Consider the following 12,334-nt stretch of genomic DNA (forward strand, 5'->3'; position numbering starts at 1 on the left):
TGCAACGTGACGCAACGCTTGCGGGGGACCGGCCGCGGGGAGTGTCCTGGATCACATCACCACGGGAAAGGACTCACCATGACCGACACCCTCGACAAGCCCACGACCTCCGGCACCGCGACGCCCGACGAACGCGTCGACGCCTGGTTGCAAGCTTTCGAAACCGCCCTCGCACAGCGCGATGTCGACGCCGCTGCGGGCCTGTTCGGCACCGATTCCTTCTGGCGCGACCTGGTCGCCTTCACCTGGAACCTCAAGACCGTCGAGGGACGCGAGGGCGTCTCGGACATGCTGCACGCGCGACTCGCCGACACCGATCCCAGCGGCTTCCGCACCACCGAACCAGCGAGCGACGACGACGGCGTACTCAGCGCCTGGATCGCGTTCGAGACCGCGGTCGGTCGTGGCGTCGGCCACCTGCGTCTCAAGCGCGACGAGGAGAGCGGCCAGGACCGCGCCTTCACGCTGCTGACCACGATGCAGGAGCTGAAGGGATACGAGGAGAACAAGGGCACGCGTCGTCCCCGCGGCACGAAGCACGGCGCCGACAAGCAGAGGGTCACGTGGTCGGAGCAGCGCGAGATCGAGGAACGCGAACTCGGTTACACGCGTCAGCCCTACATCGTGATCATCGGTGGTGGTCAGGGCGGTATCGCGCTCGGTGCGCGCATGCGTCAGCTCGGTGTTCCCGCAATCGTGCTCGACAAGCACGACCGTCCCGGCGACCAGTGGCGCAGCCGCTACAAGTCGCTGTGTCTGCACGACCCCGTCTGGTACGACCACCTGCCGTACATGCCGTTCCCCGACAACTGGCCGGTCTTCGCGCCCAAGGACAAGATCGCGGACTGGCTCGAGATGTACACGAAGGTGATGGAGGTCCCCTACTGGTCGAAGTCGGAGTGCACCTCCGCGAGCTACGACGAGGCAACGGGCGAATGGACCGTCAACGTCCTGCGCGACGGCGAACCGGTGGTCCTCCGGCCGAAGCAGCTCGTCATCGCGACCGGCATGTCGGGTAAGCCGAACATCCCCGACTTCCCCGGCATGGACCTGTTCCGCGGCGAGCAGCACCACTCCAGCGCCCACCCGGGTCCGGACGCCTACGCCGGCAAGAAGGCCGTCGTGATCGGTGCCAACAACAGTGCCCACGACATCTGCGGTGCCCTGTGGGAGGTGGGCGCCGACGTCACCATGGTGCAGCGCTCGTCGACGCACATCGTCCGGTCCGATTCGCTGATGGATCTCGGTCTCGGCGACCTGTACTCCGAGCGGGCCCTCGCCGCCGGCGTCACCACCCAGAAGGCCGACCTGACCTTCGCGTCCCTGCCGTACCGGATCATGCACGAGTTCCAGATCCCCATCTACGAGAAGATCCGCGAACGCGACGCCGAGTTCTACGACCGGCTCGAGAAGGCGGGCTTCCAGCACGACTGGGGTGACGACGGTTCGGGCCTGTTCATGAAGTACCTGCGTCGCGCATCCGGCTACTACATCGATGTCGGTGCCTCGGAACTCGTCGCGAACGGCGACATCAAGCTCGCCCACGGCAACGTCCGCGAACTCACCGAGACGTCGGTGATCCTCGAAGACGGCACCGAACTCGAGGCCGATCTCGTCGTCTACGCGACCGGCTACGGCTCGATGAACGGCTGGGTCGCCGACCTGATCTCGCAGGAGGTCGCCGACAAGGTGGGCAAGTGCTGGGGCCTGGGCTCCGACACCACCAAGGACCCCGGCCCCTGGGAGGGTGAGCAGCGCAACATGTGGAAGCCCACGCAGCAGGACGGCCTGTGGTTCCACGGCGGCAACCTGCACCAGTCGCGGCACTACTCGCTCTACTTGGCGCTGCAACTCAAGGCGCGTTACGAGGGCCTCCCGACCCCGGTCTACGGGTTGCAGGAGGTGCACCACCTCCGCTGACCGACACAGCTCTCCCACGCGTCGCTCCCGCCGCCCGGCGGGGGCGACGCGGCCGTGGATCCTCCGATTCGTCACGAATAGGAGGGTGAATATTAGGGTCGCGTGCAGGTCCGCTTGACCGGGTACAGGTAGTGACTGTGAGATCACTGCAGGTCGTCGGGGGACGGGGAGTTCGATGGTGAAGAGACGCGCGGCGGCTGTAGCGGTGGCCCTGATGGTGCCGGTCTCCGGCACGACGATCGCCCATGCCCAACCGATCCATGCACAACCGGCGCACGTGCAGCCGGTGTCGGCCAGGATCGACCATGTCGAGCGGGTCGGCGACAGGCAGACGAAGCTGTTCGTCCACTCGGCCGCGATGAACCGGGTCGTGCCGGTGCAGGTGCTGCACCCGGCCTCGGCGGGGCCGCGCCCCACCCTCTACCTGCTCGACGGCGTCAGCGCCGGCGAGGAGTCCGAGTTCCGCGAGAGCACGTGGACCCAACGCACCGACATCGCGGAGTTCTTCGCCGACAAGAACACCAACGTCGTCCTTCCCGTGGGTGGCACCGCGAGCTACTACACCGACTGGAACAACCCCGACCCCGTGCTCGGGATCAACAAGTGGGAGACCTTCCTGACTGAGGAACTACCCCCGCTGATCGACGCCGAGTTCGACGGCAACGGCACCAACGCCGTCGCGGGCCTGTCGATGGGCGCCACCGGGGCGATGTCCCTGATCACCCGCAATCCCGACCTCTACCAGGGAGTCGCGGCGCTCAGCGGTTGCTACGACACCTCCAGCGACCGCTCCCGCGACACCGTCCGCGGAACCGTCGCGTACAAGGGCGGCAACCCCGACAACATGTGGGGACCGCCCGACGACGCCCGATGGGAGGAGCACGACTCCTACCTGCTCGCCGAGAAGCTGCGCGGCAAGGAGGTCTTCCTCAGCACCGGCAACGGCCTGCTCGGCCCGCACGATCTCGGCGCCGGTCAGGACGTGCTCACCGTCGGCGCGCCGCTCGAGATCGGCACCTTCGTGTGCACCGTCACCTACGACCGTCGCCTCCGCGAACTCGGTATCCCCGCGCAGGTCGTCTACCGCCCGTGGGGCACGCATTCGTGGGGCTACTGGCAGGACGACATCAAGGCCGCGTGGCCGACCCTCGCCGACGCACTCCGACTCCGCTGATCGCGCGTCGACGGCACCGTCTCAGTGGAGGCGGATGCGGTCGACGGCCGGCGGCTCCACGCGTGAGCGGGTCGCCAGATAGTTGTTGAGGGCGTCGAGATCCTTGCCCGCGCCGACCAGTCCGTGCGCTTCCGTACACACGGTGAAACCGTCTCCGCCGCCGGCCAGGAAGTTGTTCATCACGACCTTGTACACACGCTCGGGGTCGACGGCCTCGCCGTCGATCGTGATCGAACGGATCCGTTCGCCGCGCGGCGCCAGGCGGTCGAGCGTGTAGGTCAGATTGTGCGAGGGCGCCAGGATGCGTTCGACCTCCGAGCCGACCGGGCTGTTCTGAAACTGCTGCTCGAGCAGTACGTCGAGTTGGGCTCCGGTGAGGTCGAGCACCTGCAGCATGCTCCCGAAGGGCTGCACGGCGTAGGTCTCCCGGTACGAGACGGTGCCGTCGCCGGCGAGGAGGTCGCCGCGGAGTCCGCCGGGGTTCATCAGCGCGATCTGCGCGCCGAGATGCCGCGTCGCCGCGAGTTGTGCGTCGGCCACCAGATTGCCCAGCGCCGACTCTCCGCTCGGGCTCTCGCTGCGCGTGACGTCGGCGCCGATGCGCGCGATGGACCGGTTCGCGACCTCCGCCGACTTCTCGACTGCCCGGTCGACGAACTCGAGAGTGGTCGGATCCGGATCGATGTCGTGCGTGACGACCTGCGTGAACACGACGGTTCGGTCGCGCAGCACCTCCCGACTCTGCCGGTCGATGACGAGGTCGGCGACCGACAGGATGCGCCCGTGCGAAGCACCCTGCACGACGGTGCGCGGCCTGCCCGCCGGGTCGGTGTAGGTGCAGTTGAAGTGCCGGTCGCCGTCGGAGGTGACGATGAGGTCCACGTCGGGGGAGACGGACGTCGCGATCGCCGCCGCTCCGTCGTCCCCGCTCGGACACGGATCGTCGCCGTCGATGGCCCCGATGTCGCCCTTGTAGAGCACCACGATCGAACGGACGCCGAGCGCACCGAGGCTGTCGGCGGTGCGGTTGACAGCGGCGATCTCGTCCTCGAACTGCAGTCCCGCGATCGCGTCGGGCCGGATGATGTCGGGGGTGTTGCTCGGCACGACACCGATGACGCCCACGGGCAGTCCGTCGACGTAGTCGATGCTGTAGGGGAGTGCGGCCGGTGTGCCGTCCGTCGTGGTGAGGTTGGCGCCGAGGATCGGGAAGTTCGCGCCCTCGAACGGTTCGGTGTAGAGGCACCCTTCCTTCGGGTGGCAACCGCCGTCCCGCAGTCGCTCGAGTTCGGCGTAGCCGCGGTCGAGTTCGTGGTTGCCGAGGGTCGCGGCGGTGAGATCGAGTTCGTCGAGCAGGGCGATGGTCGGCTCGTCGTGGAACAGGCCCGACTCGAGCGGCGACGAACCCCACGTGTCGCCCACGGCGTAGAGCACGGAGTTGTCGGCCTGTTCCCTGAGCTGCCGGACGTAGGCGGCGAGATAGGCCGCACCCCCCGCGGGGACCGAGACGCCGTCCGACCGGACGACCTCGCCGTGCAGTCCCTGCGGGGGCAGCAGATTTCCGTGCAGGTCGCCGAATGCGATCACCCGGAGCGGGACGGCGTTCGAGGGGATTGTGCTCGTCGGCGCGGCTCCGGCAGGTGCCGCACCACCGAAGGCGACCAGTGAGCCGACGACTGCGCAGGCCGACAGGGCGCGCCGCACCTTGCCTGCCCCCATGCAGTTCCTCCGCCACCCGACCCGAACCGACCGCCCGAGTCTGTCAGGGCCGGATCACGCCACCGATACCCAGCTATAACGGTTGGGTCTCGTCACAGGATCAGCCGATGCCGGCGAGTGCCCGTCCCTGCCCGGTTGCGAAGTCGAGGAAGAGGTCGTTCTCGTGCGGGTCGCCGATCGTCACCCGGGTGCCCTCGCCCGTGAAGTTGCGGAGCACCACGCCTGCCTCCGCTGCGGCTTCGAAGAACGCGGCGGAGCGTTCACCCAGCGGCAGCCAGAGGAAGTTCGCGGCACTCGTGGGCACCTCGTAGCCGGCCTCGACGAGTGCCGCGTGGACCCGTTCCCGCTCGGCGACGACGCCCTCGGTGCGCGCGAGCAACTCGGTCGCGGCGGCGAGCGAGGCCACGGCAGCCGTCTGGGCGAGCGAGTTCACGGAGAATGGGGTGTGGACCTTGCTCAGCGCCGTCACGACGGACGGGTCGGCGACCGCGTATCCGACGCGGATACCGGCGAGACCGTAGGCCTTGGAGAAGGTGCGGAGCACGACGACGTTGCGGCGACCCTCCGCGAGCTCGAGACCGTCGGCCAGATCCTCACCGGGCTCGGGGCGGACGTACTCGAAGTACGCCTCGTCGAGGGCGACGACGATGTGCTCGGGGACGGCGTCGAGGAACTGCGCGAGCTCCTCCTTGCCCAGCAGCGACCCGGTGGGATTGTTGGGATTGCACACGAAGATCAGCCGCGTGCGGTCGGTGATCGCGGCGAGCATGGCCTTCAGGTCGTGACCGTGGTCCGCGGTGTTCGGGACGCGCACGGCGGTCGCGCCGGCGACGGCCGCGATGATCGGGTACGCCTCGAACGACCGCCACGCGAAGATCACCTCGTCGCCCGCATCGCACGTGATCTGCACGAGCTCCTGGCACAGGCTCACCGATCCGCAGCCCACGGCGATCTGCTCGGTCGGGACGCCGAGTCGTTCCGACAGTGCCGCGATGAGCTCCGTCGCGCTGTTGTCGGGGTAGCGGTTGAGGCCGGCGGCAGCGTCGGCGATCGCCTCCCGGACGCTGGGGAGCGGACCGATGGTCGTCTCGTTGCTGGCGAGCTTCACCGCACCGGGGAACGAGCGGCCCGGAACGTAGGCGGGGATCGATTCGAGGTCGGGGCGGGTCTGTGGAGTCACGAGCCGATTATGCGCCTCGTCGTGTGACCGCCGGTCGGCAGGATGGGGGAGACCGTCCATCTACACGCCTCTGACCAGGCGTTTTGCGTTTCCCTTGGGGGCATGTGTAATGTTTCGATCCGGCGGTTCGAGAGCATCGAATCCCCGAGGAGGCGTGCCAGAGCGGCCGAATGGGACTCACTGCTAATGAGTTGTCCCCCTTACCGGGGACCGGAGGTTCAAATCCTCTCGCCTCCGCCAGTTGGTGTAGCGTCACCAACGACAATTGAATACACATGCGCCCGTAGCTCAACGGATAGAGCATCTGACTACGGATCAGAAGGTTAGGGGTTCGAATCCCTTCGGGCGCACACACGAAAACCCTCACCGGTACTCCGGTGAGGGTTTTCTCGTATCTGGTTACGGAGTCGCCACGACACAGAATCGACACGGCTTGCTGACCGGCTTCAGCGACATCTTTGTGGCTATCTTCACTCCGCAAGGGGCGTCACGTGACTTCCCCGGACTACAGGAGGGTGTGTGCAAGATCGGTCCTGGTCCAACAAACAGATGGAGATTCTTGCCCAGTGCCTCCGTGACAATGTCGCGACACCGGAGGGCGCTCCCGACTACGACGACGTCATGATCTGGTACGACGAGTTGGCGGCAGAGGTGCCGACCGGACGGTTACGTCCGCCTGACAGGCTAGGTTCGACCCCTTCGGGCACACAGACCAAACCCTCATCGATCCTGTCGGTGAGGGTTTTCTCGTTCGAGGATTGCTGTTTCCGGTTGCGCTCACGTGAGCTTCGCGATGATCCTCTCGGCGAAGTCCTCGATCGGCGCGCGGTACTGCTCGGCGGTGCCGAGGAGGTGATCGTGGTCGCCCGAGTGGGTGGCCTCCCAGTTGGCCCACGGCGACACCATGACGCCGGCACAGGATCGGTACCGGGCTCGGCGGGTGGGGTTCGATGGTCATTTCGGGGATGTCGTAGTACTCGCCCCGGAACGAGACCCATCCTCCCTTCCACAGTTCGCGCAGCGCCCGGATCATCTCGTTCAGCCGGGGCCCGCGGTTGTCGAAGTCCTGGCCGAGCAGTTCGAACTCCTCGCGCATCCATCCCGCGGACAGTCCGATGGAGACCCGGTCTCCGGCGACCAGAACGGCTTGCCGCTCTCGTGCCCGGGGTAGACCGTCTTCAACTCCTTCGGGTAGATGAGGTGGTCCGAGACGAGCAGGCCGTGGAATCCGGCGTCGTCGAGCATGCGGGCGGCGGCCGGCATCTCCGTGGCCTTCATGAATGCGGTCCCGCTCCGGAACTTCACTCGAATGCCCTCCGAATTTTCGATGCGCGCCGACGATGAAAGAGTGACGTTTACATTATCAAGAACAAGGTTCCATCAGAGTATGTGACCGCAGTCATGAGGTGAAACGCCACCGTCCCCGGTCCTGCGCTACGAGTGAACGTTCCGTCTTTGTGTCGAGCTGACCCTCCACCTGGAGTCGGGGACTCGATCGTTCGTGTCCCCGGTCGGAGATCCTGCCGGTACCGCAGGTGATATCCGTCTATTGACGAGCCCGCTGGGGTGGAAGTAAATTTCGTACCACTCTCAAAAAGTTAACGAGAATTCGCACGATGGTCCGGCAACGGCGGTCGCGCTCTGCGGGGAGAAGACATGGAACTTGCGTGGTCAGAGGCCGACGCCGCCTTCAGAGACGAGGTGCGATCGTTTCTCGAGGAGAAGCTGACGCCCGAACTGCGGCGGGCCGGCCGACTCGCGACGAGCGTGTACTCCGACCACGAAGCGAGCATGGAGTGGCAGCGCATCCTCCATGAGCGTGGTTGGGCGGCGCCGGCCTGGCCGGTCGAGTACGGCGGATGCGACTGGACGCAAACGCAGCACTACATCTTCAGCCGCGAGTCGATCCTCGCGGGCGCCCCGAACCTGTCGCCGATGGGCATCCGCATGGTCGCGCACGCGATCGTCGCCTACGGCACCGAAGAACAGAAGAGCTACTTCCTGCCCCGGATCCTCACAGGTGAGGTCTTCTTCTGTCAGGGCTACTCCGAGCCCGAGGCCGGCTCCGACCTCGCGTCGCTCAGCATGGCGGCGGTCGACGACGGCGACGACCTGATCGTCACCGGCAGCAAGATCTGGACCACGCACGCCACCGAGGCGAACTGGATGTTCGCGCTCGTGCGCACGTCGAAGACCGGTCGCAAGCAGCAGGGCATCACCTTCCTGCTCATCGACATGACCTCGCCCGGCATCGAGATCCGCCCTCTGGTCATGACGTCCGGTGAGGAAGTGCAGAACCAGGTCTTCTTCGACGGTGTGCGCGTCCCGAAGAAGAACGTGCTCGGGAAAATCGACGACGGCTGGACCGTCGCGAAATACCTGCTCGTCTTCGAACGCGGGGGAGCGGCGGCAGCGCCGGCCCTGCAGGTCATGGCCGAACGAATCGCCGAGGAAGCCGCCGAACAGCCCGGTCCGTCGGGTGGCAGGCTCATCGACGATCCGGCGTTCTCCGCCAAGCTCGCCGAGGCACGTATCCGCACCGACGTACTCGAGATCCTCGAATACCGCACTCTTGCAGCGTTATCCGCGGGCAAGAACCCCGGCCCCGCGTCGTCGATGCTCAAGATCCTGGGCACCGAACTCAGCCAGACGATCACCCGGCTGACCCTCGAGGCGGCCGGTCCGCGCGGTCGGGTCTACCAGCCGCACATCACCGCGCCCGGTGGTCCGGTGGCCGACTACGTGCCGCCCGCCGACGGTTACGTCAGCGGTGAGGAGTGGCAGGCTGTCGCGCCGCTGCGTTACTTCAACGACCGCGCCGGGTCGATCTACGCCGGCAGCAACGAGATCCAGCGAAACATTCTCGCCAAAGCAGCATTGGGGCTCTGATGGACTTCGGTTTGAGCAAGGAGCAGGAGCTCCTTCGTGATTCGGTCACCAAGTTCCTCGCCGGTCGCTACGACCTGGCGCAAAGCCGGAAGGTCGCGACCACCGGCGAAGGTTGGCAACCGGAGGTGTGGCGGGCATTCGCCGAGGATCTCGGAATCCTCGGGGCCACGCTCCCGGAAGAGGTAGGGGGGATGGGCGGCGGACCGGTCGAGTTGATGGTGGTGTCCGAGGCGCTCGGGCACGCACTCGTCATCGAACCGTACGTCGACACGGTCGTCCTCGGGGGCGGGCTGCTCGGTCGTGCAGGGGTCGATCGAGCCCGGTCCGTCCTCGAGGCGATCGCTGCCGGTGAAGCCGTCACGGCGTTCGCCGCGACCGAGCCCACCTCCGGATACGTCTTCCACGACGTGTCCACCACCGCGCGTCGCGAGGGCGACGAGTGGGTCGTCGACGGTGAGAAGACCGTCATCACCAGCGCTCCGCTCGCAACGCACCTGCTCGTCACCGCCCGCACGTCGGGCGAGCGCACCGACACCGACGGCATCTCGCTGTTCCTCGTCGACTTCGACCCCACGAACCCGCCGACCGGTGTGGAGATCCACTCCTACCGCACGATCGACGACCGACGCGCCTCCGACATCGTCTTCTCGGGTCTGCGACTGCCCGCCGACTCGTTGCTCGGCGAGGAGGGCAGCGCATGGCCGTCCGTCTCGCGCGGCATCGACGAGGCGACCGCCGCCGTGTCCTCCGAAGCCGTGGGTCTGATGCGCAAGGTGCTCACCGACACCGTCGAGTACGCCAAGCAGCGTCAGCAGTTCGGTCAGCCCATCGGCAGCTTCCAGGCACTCCAGCACCGCATGGTCGACATGTACATGGAGGTCGAGCAGGCGGTGTCCGCCGTCTACCTGGCCGTTCTTCATCTCGACAGCGACGACGCCACGCGGGCACGCGCGGTCTCGGCCGCGAAGGCGACGATCAGCCGTGCGGCACGCTTCGTCGGCCAGAACGCCGTCCAGCTCCACGGCGGCATGGGCATGACGGAGGAACTCGCCGTCGGGCACTACTTCAAGCGACTGACCGCGATCGAGTACGAGTTCGGCACCGCCGAACAGCACGTCGCCCGGTACGCACAGCTCACGAAGGGCTGATCGGATCGGTCCAGGGGCCGGTGCGGGGGATCACCCCTGCGCCGGCCCTGCATCCGTTTCCGGCGGAGCCGACAGAGCATCCTCCACGCGCGTCGCGGCGACGACGGGATCCTCGTGCTCCCACACCCGCACCACCGCCCAGCCCGCGGCCTGCAAGCGCGCATCGGTGTCCCGATCGCGCTGCACGTTGGCAGCGAGCTTGGCCACCCACCACTCGGCGTTGTTCTTCGGGAACGTCGCATGCTGCGGGCAGCTGTGCCAGAAGCAGCCGTCCACGTAGACCGCGACCCGACGACGAGGGAAGACGAGGTCGGCCCGGCGTCGCATCCCCGGCAGAGGAGCGCGGTCGACGAAGAACCGCCGCCCCCGGCGATGCAGTTCCTTGCGCAACGCCACTTCGGGAACGGTGTCGCGTCGGCGTTGCCGGCTCATCCGCGCACTCGTACGCGGATCCGTCCCGGGCCGATCCGACGCCGCCATCACGGTGTCTTTCAGGCCGCCACTCGGGGGAAGCCACCCATGCGTTCGAGGTGGTTCTCGACGTCCTCGAGGAATCCGGGCAGGAAGCGCAGGTTGCCGGAGCGTGCGCGTCGGAGGAATCCTGCCGTCGCCCGCGCCGACAGCAGACGGGCGTCGAGGAGAAAACCGCCGAGGTCCTCGTAAGGAGCCTGGACGGGCCACTGCGACTCGTGCACGCGGAACGCCTGTCCGCGGGCGCCCCACGCGGCGGTCGGCCACGTGTCGCCCGGAAGCAGCGGGGCCTCGTGGTCGGAGCTGTACGCGATGGGGTTGTTCAGACGGTGGCCCACCCACGACGCCATCCGCACGCTGACGGCATTGCCGACCAGACGCCACCGGTGTCCGGCACGGACGCCGGGCGCCTCGACGGCAGGAGCCGTCCAATCGGCGTCGAAGCCTTGGAGCCTCTCCGCGTCGGTCAGGCCGGGGGTGACGATCTCACCGGACGGCAGTCGCACGGCCGGGGGGCTGGCGATACCGAGCGTCGAACCGCCCTTGAGCGTGGGTACGGCGTTGACTGCCCATCCGAGACCGCGCACACCTTCGGTCCAGTAGAAGCCGCAGGGGAACAGATCGGGATTGCCCTCCATGGGCATGCCGGCGTCCTGGCCGAACAACACCGTGCGGGGATCGTCGGTACGAGAGGCGACCATCAGGACGCGGTGCCGCCGTTGGGGGAGACCGAAGGCGCGGGCATCGACGACGCGGTAGGCCCACATGTAGCCGAGCTCCTCGAGGGCGTCGGTGATGTGGCGCATCGCTGCACCCCGGCCGAGCTGCAGCATGAAGGGAACGTTCTCGACGACGAGCCAGCGCGGACCGTTCTTACGCTTCACGAGACGGAACACTTCGTCGACGAGCCCGGACTTCGATCCCGTGATGCCGGCCGTGCGTCCGGCCTGAGAGAGATCCTGGCACGGGAAGCCTGCGGCGACCAGTTCCGTATCGCGGGGGAGAGAGCGGAGACGCGTGACGTCCGGATGGAGCGGAACGTCGGGGAAGCGCGTACGTAGTACTGCCTGAGCACCCGGCTCGATCTCGCAGAGGAGTTCGGTGTTCCACCCGTGTCGCCCGAGTCCGAGCTCCAGACCGCCGATACCGGCGAACAACCCCACCATGTTCCCCGTCGACGTCACGGCACCCTTCCTCGCTCAGCTCAACGGTGAACGTTACTCGAGAAGTAGGACGATCCGTGAGCGGACGCGACGAGCACCACGATGGAGGGGTCGTCCTACCCCTCCTGTGAAGGGCACCGGGCCATCGAAACCGCCCTTGACCTGGCGATTTGGTGTTCTCGGAGATGTTCGCGTAACTTATTCCAGGTCAGAGCGACACGGACACCGACCCGGGCCGAGAGGAACGGGACAACGAGGTTGGACGAAGGCGCCTGCGAATTTGATGGCTACAAACCTTCTGGTAAGGTTTCGAGCCGCCCCTGGTTCCGAAAACCACACGGACTTGCGTTCGTGAGGACGAGGAAGTAGGCTGGAACAGTTGCCTCAGAGCGGGTCGGACGTCAGTCCGAAGCGTGATGATGTGTGCGTGTTCTTTGAGAACTCAACAGTGTGCCGATGAATGTCAGTGCCAAATATTTTTGGTACTCCGCTCCATCATTTTCGATGGGGTGGGTATTTGCTGATCGTCTCATTCTTCCGTCTGGGATGATCAGTGTTTGAGCTAGTTTGAGTTTTTTTGCTAGTGATTTGACTCTTTTGTCTTTGACTGATTGCCCCTTTTTTGGGGGTGATTGTGAGTCTTCAACGGAGAGTTTGATCCTGGCTCAGG

Annotated in this window: 10 protein-coding genes, 2 tRNA genes and 1 pseudogene; 6 read left to right on the forward strand and 7 right to left on the reverse strand. The window is 66.4% G+C overall.

Translation table 11 applies throughout. The annotated features are described in order from the left end of the window. The first annotated feature begins 78 nt into the window (after window positions 1-78). Both K3M35_RS23475 and K3M35_RS23480 read left to right on the forward strand, forming a co-directional pair. On the forward strand, window positions 79-1,920 hold the full coding sequence (locus tag K3M35_RS23475; RefSeq protein ID WP_064062118.1) for an NAD(P)/FAD-dependent oxidoreductase: 1,842 nt from the start codon (window positions 79-81) through the stop codon (window positions 1,918-1,920). A 175-nt stretch (window positions 1,921-2,095) separates the two neighbouring features. Then, window positions 2,096-3,094, forward strand: coding sequence for an alpha/beta hydrolase family protein (locus K3M35_RS23480; RefSeq protein WP_220667058.1), 999 nt, complete (start codon window positions 2,096-2,098; stop codon window positions 3,092-3,094). A 21-nt stretch (window positions 3,095-3,115) separates the two neighbouring features. Here K3M35_RS23480 and K3M35_RS23485 read toward each other — a convergent pair whose 3' ends face one another. Together K3M35_RS23485 and hisC are read right to left on the reverse strand one after the other, a co-directional pair. Next, window positions 3,116-4,813 (reverse strand): bifunctional UDP-sugar hydrolase/5'-nucleotidase, encoded by a 1,698-nt coding sequence (locus K3M35_RS23485; RefSeq protein WP_220667059.1) that lies wholly within the window; start codon window positions 4,811-4,813, stop codon window positions 3,116-3,118. A 100-nt stretch (window positions 4,814-4,913) separates the two neighbouring features. Next, window positions 4,914-5,993: a histidinol-phosphate transaminase gene (hisC, locus tag K3M35_RS23490; RefSeq protein ID WP_064853102.1), complete on the reverse strand. Its 1,080-nt coding sequence runs from the start codon at window positions 5,991-5,993 to the stop codon at window positions 4,914-4,916. 148 nt (window positions 5,994-6,141) lie between these two features. On the opposite strand from hisC, the gene K3M35_RS23495 reads away from it, so the two are divergent. Further along, window positions 6,142-6,233 (forward strand) — tRNA-Ser (locus tag K3M35_RS23495). 37 nt (window positions 6,234-6,270) lie between these two features. Then, window positions 6,271-6,343: transfer RNA gene (locus K3M35_RS23500), tRNA-Arg, on the forward strand. A 427-nt stretch (window positions 6,344-6,770) separates the two neighbouring features. On the opposite strand, the gene K3M35_RS26410 is transcribed toward K3M35_RS23500, so the two are convergent. From K3M35_RS26410 to K3M35_RS26420, 3 genes and pseudogenes are all read right to left on the reverse strand, one after another. Continuing rightward, a complete protein-coding gene (locus K3M35_RS26410; protein ID WP_019290319.1) occupies window positions 6,771-6,899 on the reverse strand; it encodes a hypothetical protein in 129 nt (42 codons plus the stop codon). Between the two features lie 73 nt (window positions 6,900-6,972). Next, window positions 6,973-7,071, reverse strand: a pseudogene (locus K3M35_RS26415) (LLM class F420-dependent oxidoreductase); the annotation flags it as partial. After that, window positions 7,032-7,271: a hypothetical protein gene (locus K3M35_RS26420; RefSeq protein WP_230826342.1), complete on the reverse strand. Its 240-nt coding sequence runs from the start codon at window positions 7,269-7,271 to the stop codon at window positions 7,032-7,034. The pseudogene K3M35_RS26415 and the gene K3M35_RS26420, both read right to left, overlap by 40 nt. A 378-nt stretch (window positions 7,272-7,649) precedes the next feature. Between K3M35_RS26420 and K3M35_RS23510 the strand changes: the two genes are divergently transcribed. Both K3M35_RS23510 and K3M35_RS23515 read left to right on the forward strand, forming a co-directional pair. Further along, the gene (locus tag K3M35_RS23510; protein ID WP_064853103.1) at window positions 7,650-8,882 is read left to right on the forward strand and encodes an acyl-CoA dehydrogenase family protein; all 1,233 of its coding nucleotides are present in this window, start codon (window positions 7,650-7,652) and stop codon (window positions 8,880-8,882) included. Beyond that, the gene (locus tag K3M35_RS23515) at window positions 8,882-10,030 is read left to right on the forward strand and encodes an acyl-CoA dehydrogenase family protein (protein ID WP_064062008.1); all 1,149 of its coding nucleotides are present in this window, start codon (window positions 8,882-8,884) and stop codon (window positions 10,028-10,030) included. Before K3M35_RS23510 ends, K3M35_RS23515 begins: the two co-directional genes overlap by 1 nt. Window positions 10,031-10,060: 30 nt before the next feature. Here K3M35_RS23515 and K3M35_RS23520 read toward each other — a convergent pair whose 3' ends face one another. Together K3M35_RS23520 and K3M35_RS23525 are read right to left on the reverse strand one after the other, a co-directional pair. Continuing rightward, window positions 10,061-10,510 carry a very short patch repair endonuclease gene (locus K3M35_RS23520; protein ID WP_220667060.1) on the reverse strand — a complete coding sequence of 150 codons (450 nt, stop codon included), beginning with the start codon at window positions 10,508-10,510 and terminating at the stop codon, window positions 10,061-10,063. 11 nt (window positions 10,511-10,521) lie between these two features. After that, entirely contained in the window at window positions 10,522-11,667 is a 1,146-nt protein-coding gene (locus K3M35_RS23525) for a DNA (cytosine-5-)-methyltransferase (protein ID WP_220667062.1), read from the reverse strand. Window positions 11,668-12,334 lie beyond the last annotated feature (667 nt).

The organism is Rhodococcus sp. DMU2021, assembly GCF_019641445.1.
Classification (GTDB): Bacteria; Actinomycetota; Actinomycetes; order Mycobacteriales; family Mycobacteriaceae; genus Rhodococcus; species Rhodococcus pyridinivorans.